The sequence below is a fragment of the Pseudaquabacterium inlustre genome, assembly GCF_038066595.1.
GTDB classification, from domain to species: domain Bacteria; phylum Pseudomonadota; class Gammaproteobacteria; order Burkholderiales; family Burkholderiaceae_C; genus Pseudaquabacterium; species Pseudaquabacterium inlustre.
The window spans coordinates 185,541-211,033 of sequence record NZ_JBBUTH010000003.1 but is presented as its reverse complement, the minus strand read 5'-3'; the positions used below and the strand labels follow the sequence as shown (position 1 = coordinate 211,033).

Here is a 25,493-nt window from a genome sequence, read left to right as displayed (position 1 = left end):
CCCAGATGTCTTTGACCCTCCTCATCACGATGCTGCTGGGCTTTGCCTTCAGCATCTCAATCGCCGTGTCGATCGGTGGCTCGGCCATGCTGGGCCTGGCGCTGTTCGACGCCGACAAGCTCATCCTGGCCCCCAAGGAGATGTTCACCGCGATCGACAAGTTCCCGCTCGCGGCCATCCCCTTCTTCATCCTGGCCGGCAACCTGATGGAGACCGGTGGCATCAGCCGCCGCCTGGTCGACTTCGCCAAGAGCCTGGTCGGCGGCGTGCAGGGCGGCCTGCCGATGACCTGCGTGCTGACCTGCATGATCTTCGCGGCGGTGTCGGGTTCCAGCGTGGCCACCACCTTCGCCATCGGCGCCATCCTGATCCCGGCGCTGATCCAGCACGGCTACCCCAAGAACTACGCGGCCGCGCTGCAGGCCACGTCGGCCGAACTGGGCGTGATCATCCCGCCGTCGATCCCGATGATCCTGTTCGGCGTCAGCGCCGAGGTGTCGATCGGTGAGCTGTTCATCGCCGGCTTCGGTCCGGGCCTGCTGATCGGCGGCGTGCTGATGCTCTTCGTGCACCTGTACTGCCGCTACAAGGGCTGGGGCCTGAAGGACGGTGACGGCCGCCTGACGCCCGGTGTGGCCACGGTCAAGGCCGGCTGGGCGCTGCTGATGCCGGTGATCATCCTGGGCGGCATCTACGGCGGCATCTTCACGCCCACCGAGGCCTCGGTGGTGGCGGTGGCCTATGCACTGGTGGTGGGCCTGTTCATCCACCAGGAGCTGACGCTGGCCGACCTGCTGCCGGTGTTCAAGAAGAGCGTGATCTCCAGCGCGGTGATCATGTTCATCATCGCCAACGCCGGGCTGTTCGCTTTCCTGATCACGCGGGCCGGCATCCCTGAGGCCATCGGCGCCTGGCTGACCGAGATCCTGAAGAGCCCGGGCTGGTTCCTGTTCGGCGTGAATGCGGCGCTGTTCGTGATCGGCATGTTCATCGAGACCAGCGCGGCCATCATCGTGCTGGCGCCGATCCTGGTGCCGGTGGCCCGCCACTTCGGCGTGGACCCGGTGCACTTCGGCACCATCATGGTGGTGAACCTGGCGCTGGGCATGATCACCCCGCCCTTCGGTGTGAACCTGTTCGCCGCCTGCACCGTGGCCAAGATCAGCCTCGACCAGATCGTCAAGTACCTGGTGCCCTTCGTGCTGGTGGTGCTGGGCTGTCTGATGGTCATCACCTACGTGCCGGTGATCAGCCTGGGCCTGCGCGACCTGGTCTACGCGCCGGCCGCGGTGGCGCCGAGCATCGCGCCGGCACCGGCCATCGGGCCGCAGTGACGGGCACAGCGGCGGGCTGGGCCGGTCCCGTCCGCCGCGCGTGACCCGATGCCCCCGCCTCGGGTCAGGCGCCGCGCACCGCGGCGGCCAGCAACGGCGCCAAGGGCACGCAGGCCGTGGCATGGGGCACGGCGTCAGTGCACCAGATGAAACGCACGCCGGCCGCGCGCAGCTCGGCCACGGCCTCGCCCACGAACAGGCCGTGCGTGACCGCCACGTCCACGCTGGCGGCACCCGCCGCGCGCGCGGCCACGGCCGCCTCGCACAGCGTGCGGCCGGTGCTGGCCACATCGTCCATCAGCACCACGGCGCGCCCGGCCAGGGCGAGGCCCGGCGGCAGTGCCACGCGCACGTCGCGGTCGCCGAAGCGCTGCTTCACGCACACCGCATGGTCCAGCCCGTGCGCGCGGCCGGCCACCGTGACCCATTGCGCCGATTCCTCATCCGGCCCCAGCAGCAGCGCCCCCGGCACCTGGGCCGCCACCCACTCGCCCAGCAGGCCGGCGGCGGTGAGCGCCACCGTGCGGCAGCCGGGCATCACCTCGTCCAGCGAGGCGATGCGGTGCAGGTGCGGATCGACGGTGATCAGACCATCCACCAGGCGCGACAGCGCGGCGCCGATGTGGCGCTGGCTCACCGCCTCGCCGGGCGTGAAGGCGATGTCCTGGCGCATGTAGGCGAGGTACGGGCTCACCAGCACGATGCGCCGGGCGCCCAGCTCGCGCGCTGCCGGGCAGGCGATCAGCAGCTCGGCCAGCTTGTCGTTGGGCCGGTGCAGGCCGCGGTACAGCAGCAACTCGGCCGGCAGTTCGGGCGGCAGGTGCAGGCGCGTCTCGCCGTCCGGAAAGCGGTGGCGGCCGATCAGCGCCAGCGGCACGCCCAGGGCCTGGGCCAGTGCGCCGGCGGCGGCCTGTTCGTCGTCGAAGGCCAGCAGCAGGCCAGGGGTCATGCGGTGTCTCCGGACGTCTTGTCGTACGGCGGCGCTCAGGCGGTGAAGCCCAGGCCGTCGCTGGTGGCGGCTTCGGCCGGGCCGATGCGGTAGGCGCTGTCCTGGTCGGCCAGCGCGCTGGCGAAGGCCAGGTCGGCGGCGAACTGCGCGTGCAGGCGGTACAGCGGCTGGCCGGCCTGTACCGCATCGCCCAGCCGGGCCAGCAGGTCGACGCCGGCACCGGGCGCCAGCGGCGCACCGGCCAGCCGGGCAATGCGCGCCATGCGCTGGTTGTCGATGGCCAGCACGGTGCCGGCAGCCGGCGCGGTGACGGTGTGGGTCAGCGCGCCCAGCGGCGGCGGCTCGGCGCGGCGGCCCTGGGCGTCGATGATGGCGTTCATCTGCGCCAGCGCACGGCCCGATTCGAGGATGTCGCGCGCGATGCGCCAGCCGTCGCCACCGCGCACGTCGGGGTCGAACTCGATCACGCGGCCGGCCAGCAGCAGCGCCTTCTGGCGCAGGTCGTGCGGCGCATCGGGGTGGTTCTGCAGCACCTGCATCACGTCGCGCGCCTCCAGCACCGGGCCGATGCCGCGGCCGATGGGCTGGCGGCCGTCGCTGATCACCACGTCGAGCTGCAGGCCCAGGCGGCCGGCCACGTACTCGAACAGCTTCTTCAGCCGCTGCGCGGCGGGCATGCTGCGCACCTTGGCGCTGGGGCCGATCGGGATGTCCAGCACCAGGTGGGTGGAGCCGGCCGCGATCTTCTTGCTGAGGATGGAGGCCACCATCTGCCCCGGCGAATCGAGCGCCAGCGGCCGTTCCACCGAGATCAGGATGTCGTCGGCCGGCGAGAGGTCGGCCGTGCCGCCCCAGGCCAGGCAGCCGCTGGTCTCGCGCACGATGGCGGCCAGACGGTCGAAGGGCAGTTCCACCTGCGCCAGCACCTCCATGGTGTCGGCCGTGCCGGCCGGCGAGGTGATGGCGCGCGAGCTGGTCTTGGGGCACAGCATGCCGTGCGCGGTGACGATGGGCACCACCAGCATCGAGGTGCGGTTGCCGGGGATGCCGCCGATGCAGTGCTTGTCCACCACCGGGCCACCGCGCACCTGGGCACCCCAGTCGAGGCGGCGGCCGGCGGCGATCATGGCCTCGGTGAGGTGCAGCACCTCGTCGCGGTCGAGGTCGGTCTGCTGCGTGGCAACGACGAAGGCCGCCAGCTCGATCTTGCTGTAACGCGCCGCCGCCACGTCGCGGATGATGGCGTGCAGATCGTCGTGGCCCAGGCGCTCGCCGGCGATCTTGCGGTGCAGCGCGGCGATCGAGGCCGGCGGCTCGGCATGGGCGATGACCGCCTCACGCCCTTCCGGCAGGCCCAAACGGGCAAAGGCGTCTTCCGACAGGCCCAGGTCGCAGGGCGGCACGATGCGCTCGTCGTCCACCACGTTCAGCACGGCCTGGATCACCGTGCCGTTGGCGCGCACGCTCACCTTGGCCAGGGCCTGGAAGCCGGCGGCACGCACCACCGGGCAGTCGCGGTGCAGGTAGACCACGTTCTCGCGCCAGGTGTCGATGCCGACGCGGCGGATGTGCAGGGTCTGGCCGTCCATCGCGCCGATGCTAACCCCGGGCCGATTGCGCCAGATGGTCCGAGATCAAGCCGCGCAGGGTGTCGGCCAGCGCGCGGCGGTCGGCATGGGCCGTGGCCTGCGAGGGCAGCAGATCCACCTGCACGCGCAGGCCGCGCGCACTGGCGATGCGCCAGATGCTCTGCACCAGCGTGGTATCGCCGATGTACTGCGCTGCGGTGCTGAAGGCCTCGCCCGGCTGCGAGAAGCGCAGCACCGCCGGCTGGATGGGCGTGGCGGTGGCGATCGCCGCCTGCAGCAGGTTGGCATGGAAGGGCAGCAACTCAGGCCCGGGGCCGGTGGTGCCTTCAGGAAACACCGCCACCGTCTCACCGGCCTGCAGCGCCTCGGCCATGGCGTGCACCACGCGCAGCGCATCGCGCTTGCGTTCGCGCTCGATGAACAGCGTGCCGGCGCCGGCCACCAGCCAACCCACCAGCGGCCAGTGCCGCACATCGGCCTTGGAGACGAAGCGCGCCTGCGGCACCGCGGCATGCAGGGCCGCGATGTCCAGCCAGGACACATGGTTGGCGATCAGCAGCGAGGCGCCGGGGCGCTTCTCCCCGCGCACATTCACCGTCAGGCCGAGTGCGCGCAGCAGGCCGCGCGACCAGCGTGCGATGTGGCGGTGCCGGCCCGCCGCATCCAGCCGCGGGAACAGCAGCGCCATCAGCGCCATGCCCTGCAACAGGTGCAGGATGACGCGCAGCACCCGCCACAGCGCGAGCACCGCGCCGATCATCGACCTCACTGGACGACCCTTCGCGCTGCGCGCTCCGGGATTCGCGCTTGGGAGCGGCCCGGCGCGCTCATGCGCCGGCGTCGGCCTCGTAGGCCACGGTGCCGGCCACCAGCGTGGCGCGCACCCGGCCCGGCAGCGCCGTGCCGCTGGTCTCGAAGGCGAAGGGCGTGTGCTTGCCCTGGCTCTTGAGCTTGCCCGGCTCGGCCGTCCACACCGCGTCGGGGTCGAACACGCAGACATCGGCCACGCCGCCATCGGCCAGGCGGCCGGCCGACGAACTGAGCGAGCCCAGCGCATCGCCCAGCACGCGCACGGGCTCGCTGGTCACACGCGCCAGCGTGGCCGGCAGGGACAGCCCGCTGTCGGTGCCCCACTTGAGCGCCAGGCTCAGCAGCAGCTCCAGCCCGGTGGCGCCGGGCTCGGCCTCGCCGAAGGGGATGTTCTTCTCGTCGGCATCCACCGGCGTGTGGTCACTCACCAGCGCGTCGAGGGTGCCATCGGCCAGCGCGGCGCGCAGCGCATCGCGGTCGGCACCCTGGCGCAGCGGCGGCGTCAGGCGCATGGCCGGATTGAAGAAGCCGATGTCCACGTCGGTGAGGTGCAGGCTGTTGATGCTGACGTCGGCAGTGATCGGCAGTCCCTCGGCCTTGGCCGCGCGCACCAGGGCCACGCCGGCGGCACTGGACAGGCGGCACAGATGCACGCGCGCGCCGGTGGCCCGCACCAGCTCCAGGATGGTCTGCAGCGCGATGGTTTCGGCGGCCACCGGCACACCACTCAGGCCGAGTCGCGTGGCCACGGCGCCGCTGGCCGCCACGCCCTTGCCCAGCCAGCCGTCCTGCGGGCGCAGCCAGACGGTGTAGCCGAAGGTGGCGGCGTACTGCAGCGCGCGCATCAGCACCTGGGTGTCACGCACCGGCACCTCGGCCTGGCTGAAGCCCACGCAGCCGCTCTCGGTCAGCTCGGCCATCTCGGTCAGCACCTCGCCGGCCAGGCCGCGGGTCAGCGCGCCCAGCGGGAACAGGCGGCACAAACTGAGCTTGCGGGCCCGGAACTTCAGCATGTCCACCAGGCCCGGCTCGTCGAGCGCGGGGTCGGTATCCGGCGGGCACACCAGGCTGGTGACGCCGCCGGCCGCGGCGGCGTTCAGCTCGCTCTCGAGCATGCCTTCATGCTCATGCCCCGGCTCGCGCAGGCGCGCGGCCAGGTCCACCAGGCCGGGCGCCACGATGCAGCCGCGCGCGTCGATCACGCGGTTGGGCTGGAACTCGGGCCGCGGCGCGCCGATGGCCACGATGCGGCCGGCGGCGATGGCCAGGTCGGCCACCTCGTCGCGGCCCGATGCCGGGTCGATCACCCGGCCGCCTTGGATCAGGATCTTCATGGCTTAGGCCTCATTACCCGCAATGATGGACATCACGGCCATTCGCACGGCGATGCCGAACGTCACCTGCGGCAGGATCACGCTGTGCGTGCCGTCGGCCACGGCCGAGTCGATCTCGACGCCGCGGTTGATCGGCCCTGGGTGCATCACGATGGCATCGGGCTTGGCCAGCGCCAGCTTGTCGTCGGTGAGGCCGTAGTTCTTGAAGAACTCGCCGGCGCTGGGCAGCATGGCGCCGCTCATGCGCTCGTTCTGAAGGCGCAGCATGATGATCACGTCGGCGCCGCGGATGCCCTCTTCCATGGTGTGGCACACGCGCACGCCCATGGCCTTCAGGTCGCCCGGCACCAGGGTCTTGGGGCCCACCGCGCGGATGTCGGGCACGCCCAGCGTGGTGAGTGCGTGGATGTCCGATCGCGCCACGCGGCTGTGCACGATGTCGCCGACGATGGCCACGCTCAGCTGGGTGAAGTCCTTCTTGAAGTGCCGGATCGTGTACATGTCCAGCAGGCCCTGCGTGGGGTGCGCATGGCGGCCGTCGCCGGCGTTCACCACATGCACATGCGGCGCGCAGTGCTGGGCGATCAGGTAGGGCGCGCCGCTCTCGCTGTGCCGCACCACGAACATGTCGGCATGCATCGCACTCAGGTTGGCGATGGTGTCGAGCAGGCTCTCGCCCTTGCTGGCGCTGCTCTTGGCGATGTCGAGGTTGATGACGTCGGCCGAGAGGCGCTTGGCCGCGATCTCGAAGGTGGTGCGCGTGCGCGTGCTGTTCTCGAAGAACAGGTTGAACACGCTCTTGCCGCGCAGCAGCGGCACCTTCTTGACCTCGCGGTCGTTCACGCTGAGGAAGGTGCCGGCGGTGTCGAGGATGTTCGTCACCACGTCGCGCGGCAGGCCCTCGATGGACAGCAGGTGGATCAGCTCGCCGTTCTTGTTGAGCTGCGGGTTGCGCTTGTGCAACATGTCAGCCCTCCTCGCCTTCGATGCTGAACGTGAAGCGGCCGTCGGCGCCACGCGCCAGCGCCAGCTTCTGCGAGGCCGGCAGCGCCAGCTTGGCCGCGGCATAGGCGGCGGCGATCGGCAACTGCCGGCCGCCGCGGTCGACCAGCACCGCCAGCGTCACGCTGGCCGGGCGGCCGAAGTCGAACAGCTCGTTGATCACCGCGCGGATGGTGCGGCCGGTGTAGAGCACGTCGTCCAGCAGCAGGATGTGCGCACCATCGACCGCGTACGGGATCTTGGTGGCATCGGTGCCACTGGCCAGGCCGCGGGCGCCGAAGTCGTCGCGATGCAGCGCGCTGCTGATCACGCCGGGCTTGTGGCCCAGGCCCAGGTCGGCGGCCAGGCGCTCGGCCAGCCAGGCGCCGCCCGACCACACGCCCAGCAGCAGGGTGTCGGGCCGCATCAGCGGGCGCACGCCGGTGCGCAGTTCGGCGTACAGCGCCTCGGCATCGAGGGTCAATGTGCTCATTCGGTGTCGCTGCCTTGCGGGAAGGAGGGAGAGTTCATCTGGTTCAGGTACTGGTCGAGGATCACGGCGGCCGAGGCGGCGTCCACATCGGATGCACCCCCCTGGCCACGATTCGCCAGCGCCTCCACCGTGGTGTAGCGCTCGTCGACCTCGTGCACCGGCAGGCGGAAGCGGCCGTGCAGCTGCCGCGCGAAGCGCTCGGCGCGGCGGGTGTTCTCGTGCGGGGCGCCGTCGGGGTGGCGGGGCACGCCCACCACCAGCGCGTCGGGGCGCCATTCGCGGATCAGCGCCTCGATCTTCGCGAAGCGGGCGTCGCCCTCGGCGGCGATGGTGGCCAGCGCGCTGGCGCGGCCGATCACCGTGTTGCCCGAAGCCACCCCCACGCGCTTGGTGCCGTAGTCGAAGGCCAGGAACTGGCGGTTCATCGCGCCTCCCGGCCGGGCCCGCAACGGCCCGCCCGCGCGAAGGGCGGGGAGCTCGGGCAGGCGGCAGGCATGGGCCCGGATTCTAATGTTCGGCGACACTGGCCCCACGTCATGAACACCCCCGACGCGCCCACCGGAGCCCGCGACGCGGTGGCCGCCGCACAGCGGCTGGCCCGGCTGCGCCATGCGCTGGAGGGCCTGCGCGGCGCGGGCACGCTCGGCAGCGACGACCTGGCCCTCGGGCTGGCCTGGCTGGAGGCCGGCTATGCGCAGTGGCTGGCCGGCGACACCGCGGCGGCCGGCCAGGCGCTGCGCCAGGTCACGGTGCTGTTCGCCGACGTGGTGGGCTCCACCCGGCTGGTGCAGCGGCTCGACCCCGAGCAGGTGCACGAGATCCTCGACGGCCTGCTGCAGGCCCTGACCAGCTGCGTGCAGCAGCAGGGCGGGCGCGTGCTGCAGTACGCCGGCGACAGCATCCTGGCCGCCTGGGGCACGCGCCAGGTGCACGAGGACGACCCCGAGCGCGCGGTGCTGGCCGGCCTGGCCATGCTGCGCGCGGTGGCGCCGTTCGCCCACCGCGTGCGCGACGAGCTGGGCCATGACGGCTTCGACCTGCGCGTGGGCATCCACACCGGCGACGTGCTGCTGGGCGGCGGCGTCGACGCCGAGCACAGCATCCGCGGCATCACCGTGCACCTGGCCGCGCGCATGGAGCAGAACACCGCGCCCGGCACGCTGCGCATCAGCCACGACACCTGGTGGCATGTGCGCGGCCTGTTCGCGATGCGCGCGCAGCCGCCGCTGTGGGTCAAGGGCCGCGACGAGGCGGTGATGACCCACCTGGTCGAGGCGCCGCTGCCGCCGGGGCAGCGTCGCCATGTGCGCGGCGTGGCCGGCGTCGCGCCGCCGCTGCTGGGCCGCGACGCCGAGCTGGCCCGGCTGCGCGGCGCGCTGGCCGAAGGCCCCGCGCCCGCGGTGCGCCGCCTGGTGGTGCTGGGCGAGGCCGGTGTCGGCAAGAGCCGGCTGCTGGCCGCGCTGCGCGACAGCCCCGAGGCCCGCCATGCGCATGTGCTGGCCGCCGGCGCCCGCCCCGGCAGCGCCGGCCAGCCCTACGGCCTGCTGCGCGACTGGCTGGCGCCGCTGGTCGGCCTGGACGGCAGCCAGACCGGCGCCGCCGCCCGGGCCGCGCTGCAGGCGGTGGTGGCGCCACTGTTCGACGAGGACGGCGAGGCCGCCGCCGCGCTGCTGGGCCACCTGCTGGGCCTGGACGCGCACGAGCACCCCGCCGTGCGCGCGCTGGCCCGCGACGGCCGCCAGCTGCGGGCGCGCGCCTTCCACACCGCGCTGCGCGTGCTGCGCGCCGCCGCCGGTGCACCCACCGGGCCCGACGAACGGCCACAGCCGCTGTGGCTGGTGCTCGACGACGCGCACTGGGCCGACGAGGGCACGTTGGACTTCATCGCGCACCTGCTGACCCCCGGCCACGGCCTGGACCTGCGCCTGCTGCTGCTGGCCCGGCCCGAGCTGGCCGAGCGCCGCCCGGACTGGACGGCCGAAGACCATGCCCTGGCCCCTTGCGTGCGCCTGCTGCCGCTGCCGCCGGCCGCCAGCCAGGCCCTGGCCGATGCACTGCTGGCGCGCCTGCCCGAGCCCCCCGAGGCGCTGCGCCGGCTGCTGGTCGAGCGCGCCGGCGGCAACCCCTTCTTCATGGAGGAGCTGCTGCGCATGCTGATCGACGACGGCGCCATCGAGACGCCGCCGGAGCCCGACGAACCCGCCGAGGCCGGCGCGGCCGGCGCCCCGCCCTGGCGCCTGCACCCCGAGCGCCTGGCCGCGACGCGCGTGCCCCCCACGCTGAACGCCGTGCTGCAGGCCCGGCTGGACCGCCTGCCGCCGCTGGAGCGGCGCGCGCTGCAGGCGGCGGCGGTGCTGGGCATGCGCTGCTGGCCCGCCGGCGTGGCGGCCATCGACGCCGAAGCGGCGCCCGCGCTGCCGCCGCTGCTGCGGCGCGGCCTGCTGCAGCCGCCCGACCCCGCCGCCACCGACAGCCCCGGCCTCGGGCCTGCGCCGCGCTTCGCCCACCAGCTGCTGCAGCAGGTGGCCTACGACAGCCAGCTGAAGACACCCCGCGCCCAGGCCCATGGCCGCGCCGCCCGCTGGCTGGCCGCGCAGCCGGGCGCCGGCGACACCGGCCTGCTGGCCGAGGTGGCCGAGCACTTCGAGCGCGCCGGCGACCTGGCCGAGGCGCTGGACTGGCGCACCCGCGCCGCCGAGCAGGCCGCCGAGCGCTACGCCCACGCGCTGGTGCTCAGCCAGGTGGCGCGCGCGCTGCCGCTGGCGGCCCGGGCCGGCACCACGCCCGAGGCGCAGCGGCCCTGGCAGTGGCGCCTGCACCTGGCCCGCCAGCGCTCGCACCGGGTGCGCGGCGACCAGGCCGGCCAGGACGCCGACCTGCAGGCCCTGCAGGCCCTGGCCGAGGCCGCCGACCGCACCGACTGGCGCGCCACCGTGGCGCTGCGCCGCGCCGTGGCCACCGAGGCACGCGGCGACCCCGCGGCCACCGAATCGGCCGCGCGGCGCGCGCTGGCCCTGGCCGAGGCCGCCGGCGACGACGCCGCAGCCGTGATGGCCCTGACCCTGCTGTGCGGCACGCTGCGCCTGCGCGGCCGGCATGACGAGGCCTGGGCCACCGGCCAGACCGGCCTGGCGCGCGCCCGCGCGCTGGACCAGCCGATGCTGCTGGCCGAGCTGCTGTCGGCGCTGTCGGTGGTGGCCAGCGAGCGCGGCGACGGCGCCACCGCCCGCGCGCTGCTGGCGCAGTGCGCCGAGTTCAACCACCGCAGCGGCAACCTGATGGACGAATGCGCCACGCGCATCAACCTGGGCGATGCCGCCTACCGCGAGGGCGGCTACGGCGAGGCCGCCCAGCACCTCGAGCAGGCGCTGCGCCTGGCGCGGCGCGGGGGCTTTCGCGCCTTCGAGGCCATGGCGCTGCTGAACCTGGCCAGCGTGCGCCACCACGAAGGCCGCGACGCCGATGCGCTGGCCCCGGCCGAGGCCGCCTGCTCCACGGCCGACGCGGTGGGCCATGCCGAGTACGCCGCCTTCGCGCGGCTGGCGCTGGGCCATGTGCAGCTCGGCCTGGGCCGGCTGGCGGCGGCACGGGCGGCCTTTGCGCAGGCCGCGGCGCAGCTGCAGGCCATCGGCCTGGCGCACCTGGGGGTGGAGGCCGAGGCCGGCCTGGCCGAGGTGGCGCTGGCCGAGCAGCGCCCCGCCGAGGCCCTGGCCCATGCCGAGCGCGTGCTGGCCCAGCAGGCACGCGACGGCCACCTGCACGGCACCGAGCATCCGCTGCAGCTGCTGTGGGTGTGCCACCGTGTGCTGGCGGCACTGGGCGATGCGCGCGCCACACCGCTGCGCACCACGCTGGCCGCCGAACTGGCGCGCCAGGCGCCGGCCGATGCCACGGCCCGCGCAGCCTGGCTGGCCGCAGTGGCCTACCGCCGCGCGGTGGCGGCCATCGTGGCCGGCGAGCGTGGCGCAGCGGTGGACACCGCGGGCGCCGCAGACGCTGCCGCAGTGGGCGCCGGCCCTCCGGCGCTGCCATCCAGCAGCGCGCAGGCGTGCTCGTAGCCCAGCTGCACCACCTCGTCGTAGCGTGACCAGTCGAGCATGCCCACGCGCTTGAGCGGCGGGTTGAAGTACAGGTCGGTCAGCGTGCGCGCCTGCTTCTGGCGCGACTGGCTGTACAGGATGGTGGCGTTGATCAGCAGCGTGGGCAGGCTGGGCAGGCGGAAGCGGCGGCGCTTGCGCGGGCGCAGCCGGTCGCGCAGCAGGGCCCAGCCGTCGGGCATCTCGTCCAGGTCGATGCGGCGCGGCGGGTCGGCGCTCAGATCGACCCCGATCACCCGGCCCACGCCGCGCTGGCGCCGCATCACGTCGACCGGAAAGTTGTTGAAGGTGCCGCCATCGCACAGCAGCTCGCCGTCGCGCAGCACCGGCGGCAGCGCGCCCGGGATGGCGATGCTGGCCAGAATGGCCTGCAGCAGCGGCCCACGCTCGAGCACCAGCTCGCTGGCCTGCGAGTAGTTGGTGGCCACGCAGAAGAAGGGCTTCCACAGGTCCTCGATGCCGGCGCCCTCGCCCACCGCGCACTGCACGGCCTCGCCCACCACGCGCCGCAGCCGCCGGCCCTTGATCAGCGAGACGAAGGGCAGCAGCGTGAAGTCGCCGGTGGGGTTGGTGGCAAAGGCCGGCCGGGCCACGCGGTCCACCTGCTCGAAGGGCTGGTCGGTGGCCGCCAGCGTGGCCATCACCGCGCCGATGCTGGTGCCGCCGACACAGTCGACCTCGATGCCACGTTCCTGCAGCGCACGCAGCACGCCCAGGTGGGCAAAGCCGCGCGCCCCGCCGCCGGCCAGCACCAGGCCCACGGCCTGGCGCGACTGGAAGCGCGCCAGCCGCGCGATGTCGCGCGCCAGCGCCGGGCGCACATGCAGGTGGCCACTGACCGGGCGGCGCGCCAGCCAGGCCGCGGTGCCGCGCGGCATCGGCCGGTCGGCCGGGTGCAGCAGCACCAGGATCTCGGCCGCCTCGCCGCGGCCGGCGCGGTCCAGCAGGAAGCGGCGTTCGCTGACGTGCAGCTGCGGCGGCGCATCGGCATCGGCCAGCAGCAGGATCTCGTCGGCATGGCGCAGGCACAGGCCGGTCCAGTCGCTGGCCGTGTCGTCGCCCACCAGCAGCACGTAGTCGTGCGTGCTCTCCACCTCGTCGAGCAGCATGGCCACGCGGCGGCGGGCGCCCTCGACGCCGCCCGACGCTTGCGAATCCAGGCTGCCCGGCCCCAGCAGCGCCTCGACGCGTGCGCGGTCCAGCACCGCCACGCGGCCCCCGGCGGGCAGCGCGGCGGCCAGTGCGGCGGCCAGGCCGGCACTGTCCACACCGGCCGTCACCGGCACCAGGGCCATGGCCACCGGGCTGTCGATCAGCGTGCTGCCGCGCTCGGTCTGCAGGCGCTGGATGACCTGGCGGGTCAGCGCCAGCGTCACCTCGGGCCGCAGCGGCAGCAGCTCGTGGAAGTCGGCGCGGTCCAGCGCCACCAGCACCGAGTCGCGCAACGCCACCACGGTGGCCGAGCGCGGCGCGCCGGTGAACAGGCTCATCTCGCCCACCACCTCACCCCGCGCGATCTCGCGCACCATGCGGCGCGGGCCGCCGTCGGGCTCGTCGATGTAGGCGCGCAGCCGGCCGCTGACCAGCATGAACAGCGCATCGCCCGCCTCGCCCTGGCGGATCAGCGGCTCGCCGCCGGCCAAGTCCAGCCAGCGCAGGCGCTCGCACACGGCATCCAGCGCCGCCGTGTCCGTCACCCCGAGAAAGCGGCTGAGGTGCTGGCGCAGCAGGTCTTCCTGGTGCGGCGGGCGGGGCAGATCGGCAAGGCTCATTGGACAGCTGGGGCAACAACAGGTGACGGCGGGTACCGTCGATTCTCGTACGAGGCCGCTGCGCCGCCTGCCCAGGGTTGATGCCGATCGGGCGCGGCCGCGCCGCCGCGCGACACTGCGGCCATGGCAAGCGCTCCCACCGACCCCACCCTCGCCGGCACGCCCGGCAGCGGCGACACCCCCAGCGGCTGGCTGCAACGCATGGCGCGCCGGCTACAGCCCGGCCGCAGCGCGGCGCCGTCCGACCCGGCTGCGGCCACCGGTGGCCTGCCGGCCGGCTGGCCCACGCTGCCGGCAACGCTGGCCCAGGCCGTGAACGCGCGGCTGTGCAGCGCGGCCGAGGCGGTGGCGCACATCGCCGATGGCGCGCAGGTGTATGCCGGCAGCGCCTGCGCCACGCCGCGCGCACTGATCGCCGCGCTGGAGGCGCGCCAGCCGGCGGCGCACGGCGTCACGCTGCTGCACTTCCTGCTGGACGGCGCGCTGCCGCACGATGCGCAAGGCCGCTGCACCACCACGCTTCGCCACCGCTGCTGGTTCGTCGGCGCCAACCAGCGCGCGGCCGTGGCCCAGGGCCTGGCCGATTACGTGCCGCTGTCGCTGGCCGAGGTGCCGCGGCTGATGGCCGATGGGCGCATCGGCGTCGATGTGGCGCTGGTGCAGGTGTCGCCGCCCGATGCCTTCGGCTGGGTGAGCCTGGGCGTGTCGGTGGATGTGGCGCTGGCCGCGGTGGCGCGCGCGCGCCTGGTGATTGCCGAGGTCAACCCGGCCATGCCGCGCACCGGCGGCGCCAGCCTGCTGCACCTCGACCAGATCGATCACCTGGTGGCGGTGGACACGCCACTGATCGCCTACACCCATCCGGCCACCGCGGCGCCGGTGGTCGAGCGCATTGCACGCTACATCTCCAGCATCATCGACGACGGCTCCACGCTGCAGATCGGCCTGGGCCGCTTCAGCCACGAGGCGCTGCGCCACCTGAGCGACCGGCGCGACCTGGGCGTGCACTCCGACGTCATCACCGACGCGCTGCTGCCGCTGATCGACGCCGGCGTGGTGACCGGCCGCGCCAAGGGCACGCAGCCAGGCCGCATCGTCGCCAGCCTGGCGATGGGCAGCCCGGCGCTGTATGAGCGGATGAACGGCAACCCGCTGTTCGAGCTGCAGCCCATCGACGCGGTGTGCGCGCCGGCCACGCTGGCCGCGCAGCACAAGCTGGTGTCGGTGACGCAGGCCTTCGCGGTGGACCTGGGCGGCCAGGTGTGCACCGAGCAGTTGGACGGCCAGGCCTACGGCGGGCTGGCCGCGCAGCTGGAGTTCCTGCGCGCAGCGGCGCGCTCAGCAGGCGGCAAGGCCATCGTCTGCCTGGCCTCCACCAGCGAGGACGGCACGCGCTCGCGCATCCGCCTGGCGCTGGACGCCGGCGCGCCGGTCAGCGTGCCGCGTAGCGACGTGCACTACGTGATCACCGAGTACGGCATCGCCTACCTGTTCGGCCGCTCGCAGCGCGAGCGCGCGCTGGCGCTGATCGGCGTGGCGCACCCTGACTTTCGCGATGGCCTGCTGGCCGAGGCCATCGCCGCCGGCCTGCTGCCCGCGGGCCAGGAACTGCGCAGCCGCCAGGCCTATGCCGTGGAGGACGAGCGCACGCTGGCCCTGCGCGACGGCCGCAGCCTGCTGCTGCGCCCGGCCGTGGCCACCGACGGCGAGGGCGTGCGCGCACTGTTCCACCGCCTGCCCGAGCGCGATGTGTACACGCGCTTCTTCCGCCGCGTGCGCAGCCTGTCCGACCGCGACACGCAGCGCCTGTGCAACCTGGACGGCGAGCGCGAGGTGGGCTTCGTGGCCGTGACCGGCCCGCGCGAGAACCCCGAGGTGGTGGCCCACGCCTTCTACGTGCTGGACCCCGGCAGCAACCTGGCCGAAACCGCCTTCATGGTGCACCCCGGCTGGCAGGGCAGCGGCCTGGGCGGCGCGCTGCAGCAGCTGCTGGCCGAACATGCGCGCCGCCGCGGCGTGCGCGGCCTGGTGGCCGAGGTGCTGGCCAGCAACACCGCGATGGTGCAACTGGCACGCCGTGCCAGCGAGCAGGTCAGCCTGCACAGCGACGACGGCACGGTGCGCGTGACCGCACTGCTGTAGCCGCCGCCGGCGGCGTGCCGCTCAGCCGCGGCGCCGCCGCGCCCAGCCCAGCAGCGCCACCCCGCCGGCCCACAGCAGCGCGGTGGCCGGCTCGGGCACCGGGGCCAGCGTCACCGGGTCGAGGTAGAGCGCCACATGCTCGACGTTCAGTGTGCCGGCAAGGGCGTGGGTGACCGGCTGGAAGTCCGGCCCCATCGTCGGCGACGCCAGCGGGTACGACCAGGACAGTGCCGGCAACTGCACCGACAGGTCCGTGCCGGCGGCGAAGCTGCCGCCCTCGAACAGGTAGCTCAGACGCCAGGCACGGTTGACGCCGGGGTCGCCGTACACGGTGCCACCGGACATGTCGAGGATGAACGGGCCGCTGACGGACTGGTTCAGGTGCAGCGTCAGGTCCCAGAGCAGGGTGGTGCGCAACTGGCCGTCGGTGACGGAGAACATGGGCGTCGCCAGCGCCTGCAACGTGAACAGCCCGCTGGACACCGAACCATCCACCGCCGCCGCGTGCTCGACGAAATCGGTCAGGCCGGTGGGCAGGTAGAACGGCTCGCCGGCCTGGGCGGCGGCCACCTGGCCGCTGTCGCTGAACGGCGCGGCCCAGTTCGGCCGGGCGGCGCCATAAACCTCCTGGGTCTGGCTGACCAGGCGGTTGATCGTGTCGATGCGGCTGTCCTGCGAGGCGCTCCAGACGGCTTCCGTGGTGGCCTGGATCGCCGTGCAGTCGCTGACCGCCGCGCCCCCCGCTGGCAGCAGCACCGAGGCACTGGCGCAGGGCGCGATCGCCGCGGCCAGGGGATCGTAGCCACCGGCCACCACCACCACGCCGCGCGCCTGTGCCGGGCCCGCCAGCAGACCGCTGGCCACCAGCACGCCGGCCAGCCAGGATGCGCGCCGCCAGGCGCCCGCAAGTTGGAACATCGTCACCACCCCTCTTGTCTGGAAGCGGGCACAGTCTAGGCAGGCGGCCCCGGCCATCTGCCCCCCCGGCCCATGGGATTGCGGGGCCCCGCGGGCCCGGCCGTCAGGCGTGGCCGGCTTCCTGCGACAGCATGCGCGGGTCGATGCCCAGCAGGGCCACCGCGCGCTCGTAGCGCTGCTCGACGGGCGTGTCGAAGATGATCTCGGGGCAGGCGTCCACCGTGAGCCAGCCGTTGCGGCCCAGCTCTTCCTCGAGCTGGCCCGCGGCCCAGCCGCTGTAGCCCAGCGTGACCAGCATGCGCCTGGGGCCGGCGCCGTGGGCCACGTCTTCCAGCACGTCCTTGCTGGTGGTCATCTCCAGGCCGCCGGGAATGGCCAGCGTGGAGCTGTAGGGCTCGGCGCCGCCGCGCTGCTCGTGCAGCACGAAGCCGCGCTCGGTCTGCACCGGGCCGCCGAAGAACACCGGCTGCTCGGCCAGCGTGGGCTCGTCCAGCGCGATGTCCACCTTCTCGAACAGGTTCTTCAGCTTGATGTCGATGGGCTTGTTGATCACCAGGCCCAGCGCACCCTTCTCGGTGTGCTCGCACAGGTAGACCACGGCCCCGGCGAACGTGTCGTCGGCCATGCCGGGCATGGCGATCAGGAACTGGTTCGCGAGGTTCAGGCGGTCTACCGACATGGCGGGGATTCTAAGTTGCGCCACACTTGGCGCCGTGACGACCGCCCACCCCGCTCCGCACGCCCCGGCCGCCGGCCCCGCCGACCCCGCACTGGCCCGCGCGCTGGTGTGGTTCCGACGCGACCTGCGCGCCGACGACCATGCCGCGCTGTACCACGCGCTGACGCAGGCCAAACAGGTGTTCTGCGCCTTCGTGTTCGACCGCAGCATCCTCGACGCCTTGCCGCGCGCCGACCGCCGCGTGGAGTTCATCCGCGACAGCTTGGTGGATCTGGATGCGCAGCTGCGCGCACTCGGCCAGGCGCATGGCGTCGAGGGCGCCGGCCTGATCGTGCGCCATGGTGCCGCCGAACGCGAACTGCCCGCGCTGGCCGCCGAGCTGGGCGTGCAGGCGGTGTACTGCGCCCACGACGACGAGCCCGCCGCGCTGGCGCGCGACGCCACGGTGCGCGGCCGCCTGGCCGATGCCGGCATCGTGCTGCACACCGCCAAGGACCATGTGGTGTTCGAGCGCAGCGAGGTGCTCACCGCCAGTGGCAGCCCCTACGGCGTGTTCACGCCCTACAAGAACACCTGGCTGCGCAAGCTGGCCGACGCCGGCCACCCGCGCGGCGACGGCTTCTACCTGCGCCCCTACCCGATCGCCCGCCATGCGCGCCGGCTGGCGCCGCGCCCGCCCGCCTTCGCGCAGCCGGTGCCCACGCTGGCCGACATCGGCTTCGAGCCCACCAACCTGCACCGGCTGAAGCTGCCCACCGGCAGCACCGGCGCGCAGGAACTGCTGGACGACTTCCTCGACCGCATCGACAACTACCACGACGCGCGCGACTACCCGGCCATCAAGGGCCCCAGCTACCTGAGCACGCACCTGCGCTTCGGCACGGTGTCGATCCGGCGGCTGGCGCGGGCCGCCTGGGACCGCATGAACGGCGGCTCGCGCGGGGCCGAGGTGTGGCTGAGCGAGCTGGTGTGGCGCGACTTCTACCACCAGGTGCTACACCACCACCCGCGCGTGGTGGGCCATGCCTTCCGGCCCGAGTACGACGCGATCAAGTGGGAACACGGCAAGGCGGCCGATGCGTTGTTCGCCGCCTGGTGCGAGGGCCGCACCGGCTACCCGCTGGTGGACGCGGCCATGGCCCAGATCAACCAGACCGGCTACATGCACAACCGCCTGCGCATGGTGGTGGCCAGCTTCCTGGTGAAGGACCTGGGCATCGATTGGCGCTGGGGCGAGGCCTATTTCGCCACCCACCTGAACGACTTCGACCTGGCGGCCAACAACGGCGGCTGGCAGTGGGCAGCCTCCACCGGCTGCGATGCGCAGCCCTATTTCCGCATCTTCAACCCGGTGAGCCAGAGCGAGAAGTTCGACCCCGAGGGCCGCTTCATCCAGCGCTACCTGCCGCAGCTGGCGCGGCTGGCACCCAAGCTGATCCATGCGCCCTGGCTGGCCCGGCCGGTGGACCTGGCGGCCGCCGGCATCGAACTGGGCCGCGACTACCCGGCGCCCATCGTCGACCACGCCGCAGCGCGTGAGAAGACGCTGGCGCGCTTTGCGGTGGTGAAGTCGCGGGCGGTGCGGCCGGGCTGAACCCGCCGGCCCGCCCGGCCGGTCAGGCCGACTGGCTGCTGCGGGCCGCCTGTGCGTAGCGCGCCACCAGGGCCAGCAACTCGTCCTCGGCGTAGGGCTTGCCGAGGTAGTGGTTGACGCCCAGCTCGGCCGCGTAGTCGCGGTGCTTCTGCGCGATGCGCGAGGTGATCATCACCACCGGCAGCCGCGTCAGGCGCTCGTCGCTGCGCAGGTTGCGCACCAGGTCGAAGCCGTCCATGCGCGGCATCTCGATGTCGCTGAGGATCACCACCGGCAGTTCGCCGGCCAGCTTCTCCAGCGCATCCAGGCCGTCCTTGGCGACGGTGACGCGGTAGCCCTCGCGCTCCAGCAGGCGCTGGGTGACGCGGCGCACGGTCAGCGAGTCGTCGACCACCAGCACCAGCGGCGCGGCCTCCACCACCGGCGCCGGGCGGGCGTCGGCGGCGGCGCGTTGCGCCTCGCGCTGCGATTCGGCGGCCTGCGCACGCGCTGCATCGCCGTACAGCGTGGCCAGGGCCACCGGGTTGTAGATTGGCGCCGGCAGGCCCGAGGGCAGCAGCGTCATGCCCACCATGCCCGGCAGGCGTGCCAGCTGCGGCCCCAGGTGCTTGATGACCACTTCCTGGTTGCCCAGCACGTCGTCGACGTGCAGCACGATGCGCTGGTCGGCGCTGCGCACCACCACCGACTGCGCGCTGCGCGCGGCCAGCGCGCCACGCGGCGTGCCCTGCAGCAGGCTGTCCAGCCAGAAGAACGGCAGCTCGCGGCCGCCATGCTGGGCCACGCCGCGCTCGTAGGCCCCGGCCAGTTCGTCGGCCGGAATGCGCTTGACGGTTTCCACCAGCGTGGACGGCACGGCCACGGTGCGCTCGCCGCAGCGCAGCATCACCACCTGCGTGACCGCCGTGGTCAGCGGCAACACCAGCTTGAAGCTGGCCCCCTGGCCGGTCGCGCTGGCGGTCTCGATGCGGCCGCCCATGGCGTTGACGTCGGTGCGCACCACGTCCATGCCCACGCCACGGCCGGCCAGGTCGGTCAGCGCGGTGGCGGTGGTGAAGCCGGGCTGGAACACCAGGTTGGCCAGCTCGGCCGCATCGGGCTGGGCATCGGGCGACAGCAGGCCCAGGGCCAGCGCGCGCTCGCGGATCTTGTCCAGGTGCAGGCCGCCGCCATCGTCGCGCACCTCCACCGCCACCTCGTTGCCGAGCTGGCTGACGGTGAGCGTGATGGTGCCGGTGGCGTCCTTGCCAGCGGCCGCGCGTTCAGCCGCGGGCTCGATGCCGTGCACCACGCTGTTGCGCAGCAGGTGCTCGAAGGCCGGCGTCATGCGGTCGAGCACGCCGCGGTCGATCTCGATCGAGCCGCCGACGATGTCCAGGCGCACCGGCTTGCCGGTCTCCTTGGCGGCCTGACGCACCACGCGATAGAGGCGCTCGGACAGGCCCTCGAACTCGACCATGCGCGTGCGCAGCAGGTCGTCCTGCATGTCGCGCGTCATGCGCGCCTGGTGGGCCAGCGCGTCTTCGGTCGACTGCAGCGTGCGCTGCAGTCCGCGCTGCACGGTGGCCACGTCGGACACCGACTCGACCATCATCCGCGTGAGTTCCTGGAAGCGCGTGAAGCGGTCCATCTCCAGCGGATCGAACTGCTGCGCGGCGGCGCGCGCGGCCTCGATGCGGCTGCCGATCTGGCTCTCGGCCTGCAGCTCGATGTCGCGCAGCTGGGCGCGCAGGCGCTCCAGGTTCTCGCTCAGGTCGACCAGGGCGCCCTTGAACTGGCGCAGGTCGGTCTCGATGCGGGTGCGCGAGAAGCTCACCTCGCCGGCCTGGTTGACCAGGCGGTCGAGCAGCGGCACACGCACACGCACGCTGCCGTGCTGCGCGGCGGTGGCGCTGCGCTCGGGTTGCTGCGCGGTGGTCGCGGCCACGGCGCCCGGGGCCGCGGCCTGGAAGCGCTGCCAGTCGATGCGCCGTGCCGGCACCGGCGCGGCGGCGCGCGGCGGCAACGCCACCGGTGCGCGGGGGGCCGGAGCAGCGGGCTCGGGCTGCGCCGCTGGCGCCTGCTCGAAGGACGGGACTGGCGGCGGCACATCGGCCGGCGCCACCGGCACGGTTGCGCGCGGTGCCAGCGCCTCGTCGGCCACGGCCACGCCACGCAGGCGGTCGAAGTGGGCTTCCAGCGTGTCGGTGTAGGCGATCAGCGGCTCGATGTCGGCCGACGTGACCGCCGCGCCGCGGCCGGCCTGGCGCGCCACCGCGCTTTCCAGGCGGTGCGCCATCTCGCCCAGGTGCATGGCACCGGCCAGGCGCGCGCTGCCCTTGAGCGTGTGCAGGCTGCGCATGCACGCCGACGGCGCGGCCGCATCGGCCGGGCGCTGGCTCCAGTCGCGCAGGCGGCCGTGCAGCTGCGGCAGCAGCTCCAGCGCCTCGTCGACGAACACCGGGAACAGCTCGTCGTCCAGCGTGTCGACGGCATCGATCTCGTCGTCGAGCGACGGGCCCGCGTCGCGCATCACGGGCGCGGCCACCGGCGCCGGGGTCTCGGGCAGCGCGGTGAACGGCAGCAGCGCGGCACGGCCCAGCTCGCCGGCCGGGGCCAGGGCGGGCAGGTCCGTGATCTCGGGCACCGGCACGTCGGTGTCGGCGCCAGGCTCGGCTTCGGCCACCGGGGTGTCCGCATGCGCCAGGGGCGGCAGATCGATCAGCGGTGCGGCCTCGGTGGCAGGCGCGTCGGCCTGCGGCTCGGGCGCGGCATGGGCCAGGTCGACCAGCTGCTGCAGCAGCTCGGCATCCGGTGCCTGCAGGAAGCCGGCGGCGAACAGGTGCAGCAGGCGGCGGATCTCGTCGGCCGCCCGGCCGAACAGCGCCGACTCGTCGGCATGGCCGCGGCCACGGGCCTGGGCGCGTTCCAGCGCATGTTCGAGCGCACGCGCCAGCTGCGACAGCTCGGCATAGCCCACGGTGCCGGAACTGCCGGCCAGCGAATGCGCCAGCGCCACGGCGGTCTCACCCACCGGGCGATGCAGCTCGTGCGACCACTCGGCCAGCTCCACCCCCAGGCGGCGCGACAACTCGTCGGCCTCGTTGAGGTAGATGTTGAACAGCGGGATGCCGATGCGCAGGTGGCCGATCTGCTTGAAGGCCTCGTCACCCTCGGCAGCGGCTTCGGTGGCTTCGGCGGCTTGCGTGGCCTCGACGGCGGCTGCCGGTTCGGGTTCGGGTTGGGGTTCCGGCTCGGCGAGGTCCATGGCCTCGACCGGCGCGACCTCCACCCCCTCGGGCAGGGCCGGTGGCTCGGTGGGCAGCGCGTCGTCGAACACCAGGTCGGGCACGGCGTTCGGGGCGGGCAGCGGCAGCGTGGCGTCCATCGGCGCCGGCGGCTCCACCAGCACGTCGGGCATCTGCGGCACGGCCGACGGCGGCAGCGGCTCAGTGCGGGCCAGCTCGTCGGTGGTGTCGAGCAGCAGGTCGGGCAGCAGCGCAGACGGCGCGTCATCGACCGCGGTCTCGTCCGGCAGCGGCAGCTCGATGGCCTCGGCGGCCGGCAGGGCCTCGACGGCATCGCCAGCCGCGGCGTCGACGGACGTCAGGTCGGTCGCCTCCAGACCGACCAGGTCCAGGTCCGGCAGACTCAGCTCGACGGTCTCGGGCAGCGCGGCCGGGGCCGTGTCGGCGGGCAGCAGCTCCAGGGGCTCCAGCCCGAAGTCCAGGTCGGCGGCCGAGGGCAGGTCGGGCACGCGCGCCAGCAACTCGGGCGCTGGCTCGGCCGGCGGCGCGGCGACCGGGATGTCGGCCTCCGGTTCGAGCGGCGGCAGGCCGCCCAGCACGTCGAGGTCCAGGCCCAGCGCCGGCAGCGGCAGGCCCGACGGCAGCGGCGGCAGGGCGGTGGCCGCGGCGGCTGCGGCGCTGGCGGTCGGGGCGGACACCGGCCCCTCGGCCACGGGTGCCGGCAGCGACGGTTCGGCCGGCGCGGCAGTGTCGGCCGGCGCCGGGGCAGCCGCACCCAGCGGCAGGCGCAGGTGGTTCAGGCGCAGGCTGTCGGCGGGCACCGACACCACGGCCGGATCGAAGGCCGCCGCATCGCCGGCGGTGAGCGCAGCCACCCAGTCGGTGAAGTAGGCCAGCGCCTCGGCGCTGAACTCGCGCAGGTCAGTGTCGGCGCCGTGGTGCTCGGCCAGGCGCGTGTTGTAGAGCTGCTCGCAGGACCAGGCGGCCTCGCCGAAGCGACGCAGGCCCACCATGCGCGAACTGCCCTTGAGCGTGTGGAAGGCGCGGCGCACCGAGGTCATGGCCGGGGCGTCGTCGTGGCGCGCGTTCAGGGCCTGAAGGCCTTCGCGCGCAGCCTGCAGCACCTCGGCGGCCTCTTCGAGGAAGATCTCCCGCATCTCGGGGTCGTCTTCCAGGCCGCTGTCAACCAGCGCCGCAGCGGCCGGCGGCATCGGGGCCGGCGCGGCGGCCACTGGCGCGGGCGCAGGCGCAGGGGCCGGCGGCAATTCGCGCGGCAGCTGCAGCGTGGTGGCCTGGTCGTCGCCGAAATCGGCGCGGCGCGGCATCTGGATCGTGCGCTCGTCGTCGCTCCAAGCCGACAGCGGCGGCGGCAGGTGTGCGGTGGGTTCTTCGTCGTCCGGCGACGGGCGCCGCTCGAGCTGGATGGTCTTGGCCTCGTCGTCGAGGTGGCGCCGTGGCAGCTGCACGGTGCGCTCGTCGTCGTCGGCGGGGGCCGGGTAGGCCATGCGCACCGTCGCCGCATCGGACGGACGCTCGACCCGGATCGTGGGGTCGTGGTCGTCGAAGGCGCCCAGGCCCTGCGGCCGGGTGGGCGGGGCATCCAGGTGCAGCAGCGGCAGGCCGTGGCTGCCATGCTCGGCCTGGCCGGCACGCTGGGTGACACGCGCCTGCTTGACCATGCGGTCGAAATCGAGCGTGACGGCCAGCGCGTCGGTGTCGCCCGAGCCGGCGCCGGCGCCGGCCTCGCCACGGGCGTCGAACTCGCCGAAGCCCGAGGGCCGGTCTTCGCGCGCCATCACGGCCGACAGCGTGCCGCTGTCGGGGTCGAAGCGGAACAGCGACTTGGCCATCTGCGGCTGCACCGCGACCATGTCGATCAGGAAGCTCAGCGCCCCCAGGTTGTCGGCCAGGTGGTCGAAGGTGCCGGCCTCGATGGCGCGGTGCGGATCGACCTCGGTCTCGGCCAGTGCGGCCACGTCGTCGCGCATGCGCAGCACGGCCTGCGAGGCCTGGTCCAGGCCCAGCACCGACAGCACGCCGCGCATCGCGCCCAGCTGCGCCGGCACCGGGATCAGCACCTCGCGCTGGCGCGGATCGCGGAAATACTGGTCGATGTTCTTCTCGACCTCGGACAGCGAGGCGCGCAGCTCGGCCACCACGCTGCCCATGGTCTGGCGGTCGGAGACGCGGCGGTACAGCTCCTCCATCCACAACTCGAGCGTGCCGGGATCGCGCTGCTGGCGCACATGCTCGATGCGCTGCGACAGGCGGTGGATGCGCTGCACCAGCTCGGGGTGGTCGAAATCGGCGTCGTCCAGCGAGGCGTCGACGTACAGCAGCGCCGTGGCCACCTCCATCGCCAGTTCAGCCGGGGGTTCGGCCCCCGAGGCCACCGCCTGCTGCGCGGCCGCCTGCAGGGCCTGGCCCAGCACGGCGCCATCGGGGTACAGGCGCTGCAGCGAATCGGCCACCAGCGTGAACTGCTCGGGCAGGCCGGGCATGCGCGCCAGGTCACCACCGGCCACCGCCGACCACACCTCCTTGGCCGCGGCCACGCGCTTGCGCGCCTGGGCCACCCAGGCGGGGTCGAAGCGGCCCAGCCGGGCCACCTCGATGTCGACCGGGGGCGCCTCGGGCAGGGCGTACACCTCGCGCACCGCGGCCAGCCGCGCACCGGGGCCGTTGCCGGCCATCGGCACACCGCTGCGCGGGCCGGCCTGGCTGCAGAAGTACAGCAGGTCATGCGCCAGGCGCTCGGCGGCCTCGGCGTCCTCGCCGGCACGCAGCTGCTTGAGCAGTTGCGAGCCGACGCGCTTGGTGTGCACATCGGCGGCCAGCAGGCCGTCGGCCAGGGCCTCGAAGAAGCCGGCGGCCAGCTGCCACAGCGTGGCCAGCTGCTGGTGTGCACGGTCGCGCGGGGCGGCCTGCAAGGCGCCGGCGCCCAGCGCGGCAAACACCTCGCTCATGCGCGCGGCCACGCTGGGCTGGGCGCCGCGCATCAGCGCCAGCAGGTCGGCCTCGACCTCGCCGATCGAGTCGGCATCGGGGTGGCGCGGCCGCACACCGGGCTCGGCCGGCAGCAGGCGCCACGAGAACGACACCGGCCACAGATCGGCCGGGTGGATGCGCGTGGCACCGGCCAGCTCCTGCAGGGCCTTGTACTGCGGAAACAGCGCCAGCGGCGACACCGCCTTGCCGGCCAGCCGGCGGCCGATGTAGTCGAGCAGCGCGAACGAGCCGCGCTCGATCGTCTCGACCGCGGCCGGGGTGATCAGCCGGGTCTTGGCCGACAGGCGCTGCAGCGCCGCCTCGGCCGCGCGCAGCAACTCGATGGCCGGGCCCAGGCCCACCAGCTCGAGCACGCCCACGCTCTGGTGCAGCTGGCTGCGCGCTTGGCGCAGCACGGACGGGTCGACCCGGTCCAGATCGCCGCCCTCGCCCGCCTCCTTCAGGTAGCGCCGCAGGGCCTTGTGCGCCGCGTCGAGCGAGCGACGCAGTTCGTCGTGCACCCACGACAGGGCGCTGAGGTCGTCCTGGACCACCGGATCGCCGTTGAGCGCCATGCGCGAGCCCG

General features: G+C 73.7%; 14 protein-coding genes and 1 pseudogene. 4 read left to right on the top strand and 11 right to left on the bottom strand.

Annotated features, from left to right (window positions below):
- The first annotated feature begins 5 nt into the window (after nt 1-5).
- Complete coding sequence (locus AACH10_RS06215; RefSeq protein WP_341409498.1) at nt 6-1,334, top strand: TRAP transporter large permease; 1,329 nt, start codon at nt 6-8, stop codon at nt 1,332-1,334.
- Between the two features lie 64 nt (nt 1,335-1,398).
- Here the strand turns inward: AACH10_RS06215 and AACH10_RS06210 are convergent, their stop codons facing one another.
- The 7 genes from AACH10_RS06210 to ruvX form a co-directional block, all read right to left on the bottom strand.
- Nucleotides 1,399-2,283 (bottom strand): ribose-phosphate diphosphokinase, encoded by an 885-nt coding sequence (locus tag AACH10_RS06210; RefSeq protein WP_341409497.1) that lies wholly within the window; start codon nt 2,281-2,283, stop codon nt 1,399-1,401.
- 35 nt (nt 2,284-2,318) lie between these two features.
- Nucleotides 2,319-3,872 carry a thymidine phosphorylase family protein gene (locus tag AACH10_RS06205; RefSeq protein WP_341409496.1) on the bottom strand — a complete coding sequence of 518 codons (1,554 nt, stop codon included), beginning with the start codon at nt 3,870-3,872 and terminating at the stop codon, nt 2,319-2,321.
- 10 nt (nt 3,873-3,882) lie between these two features.
- Nucleotides 3,883-4,632: a lysophospholipid acyltransferase family protein gene (locus AACH10_RS06200; RefSeq protein ID WP_341409884.1), complete on the bottom strand. Its 750-nt coding sequence runs from the start codon at nt 4,630-4,632 to the stop codon at nt 3,883-3,885.
- A 67-nt stretch (nt 4,633-4,699) separates the two neighbouring features.
- Nucleotides 4,700-6,016 (bottom strand): dihydroorotase, encoded by a 1,317-nt coding sequence (locus AACH10_RS06195; RefSeq protein WP_341409495.1) that lies wholly within the window; start codon nt 6,014-6,016, stop codon nt 4,700-4,702.
- Nucleotides 6,017-6,019: 3 nt separating this feature from the next.
- Entirely contained in the window at nt 6,020-6,982 is a 963-nt protein-coding gene (locus AACH10_RS06190) for an aspartate carbamoyltransferase catalytic subunit (protein WP_341409494.1), read from the bottom strand.
- 1 nt (nt 6,983) lies between these two features.
- Nucleotides 6,984-7,490: a bifunctional pyr operon transcriptional regulator/uracil phosphoribosyltransferase PyrR gene (gene pyrR / locus AACH10_RS06185; protein ID WP_341409493.1), complete on the bottom strand. Its 507-nt coding sequence runs from the start codon at nt 7,488-7,490 to the stop codon at nt 6,984-6,986.
- Complete coding sequence (gene ruvX, locus AACH10_RS06180; RefSeq protein ID WP_341409492.1) at nt 7,487-7,915, bottom strand: Holliday junction resolvase RuvX; 429 nt, start codon at nt 7,913-7,915, stop codon at nt 7,487-7,489. Before ruvX ends, pyrR begins: the two co-directional genes overlap by 4 nt.
- 69 nt (nt 7,916-7,984) lie before the next feature.
- Here ruvX and AACH10_RS06175 point away from each other — a divergent pair.
- Nucleotides 7,985-9,382, top strand: a pseudogene (locus AACH10_RS06175) (adenylate/guanylate cyclase domain-containing protein); the annotation flags it as partial.
- Nucleotides 9,383-11,412: 2,030 nt separating this feature from the next.
- Here AACH10_RS06175 and AACH10_RS06170 read toward each other — a convergent pair.
- The gene (locus AACH10_RS06170) at nt 11,413-13,359 is read right to left on the bottom strand and encodes a patatin-like phospholipase family protein (RefSeq protein ID WP_341409491.1); all 1,947 of its coding nucleotides are present in this window, start codon (nt 13,357-13,359) and stop codon (nt 11,413-11,415) included.
- A 123-nt stretch (nt 13,360-13,482) separates the two neighbouring features.
- Between AACH10_RS06170 and AACH10_RS06165 the strand changes: the two genes are divergently transcribed.
- Complete coding sequence (locus tag AACH10_RS06165) at nt 13,483-15,501, top strand: GNAT family N-acetyltransferase (protein WP_341409490.1); 2,019 nt, start codon at nt 13,483-13,485, stop codon at nt 15,499-15,501.
- A 21-nt stretch (nt 15,502-15,522) separates the two neighbouring features.
- Here the strand turns inward: AACH10_RS06165 and AACH10_RS06160 are convergent, their stop codons facing one another.
- Complete coding sequence (locus tag AACH10_RS06160; RefSeq protein ID WP_341409489.1) at nt 15,523-16,419, bottom strand: PEP-CTERM sorting domain-containing protein; 897 nt, start codon at nt 16,417-16,419, stop codon at nt 15,523-15,525.
- Between the two features lie 103 nt (nt 16,420-16,522).
- Nucleotides 16,523-17,098: a YqgE/AlgH family protein gene (locus AACH10_RS06155; RefSeq protein WP_341409488.1), complete on the bottom strand. Its 576-nt coding sequence runs from the start codon at nt 17,096-17,098 to the stop codon at nt 16,523-16,525.
- Here AACH10_RS06155 and AACH10_RS06150 point away from each other — a divergent pair.
- On the top strand, nt 17,097-18,692 hold the full coding sequence (locus AACH10_RS06150; RefSeq protein WP_423228566.1) for a cryptochrome/photolyase family protein: 1,596 nt from the start codon (nt 17,097-17,099) through the stop codon (nt 18,690-18,692). The genes AACH10_RS06155 and AACH10_RS06150 overlap by 2 nt on opposite strands.
- Before the next feature lie 22 nt (nt 18,693-18,714).
- Here AACH10_RS06150 and AACH10_RS06145 read toward each other — a convergent pair whose 3' ends face one another.
- A complete protein-coding gene (locus AACH10_RS06145) occupies nt 18,715-25,482 on the bottom strand; it encodes a hybrid sensor histidine kinase/response regulator (RefSeq protein WP_341409487.1) in 6,768 nt (2,255 codons plus the stop codon).
- Between the last annotated feature and the right edge of the window lie 11 nt (nt 25,483-25,493).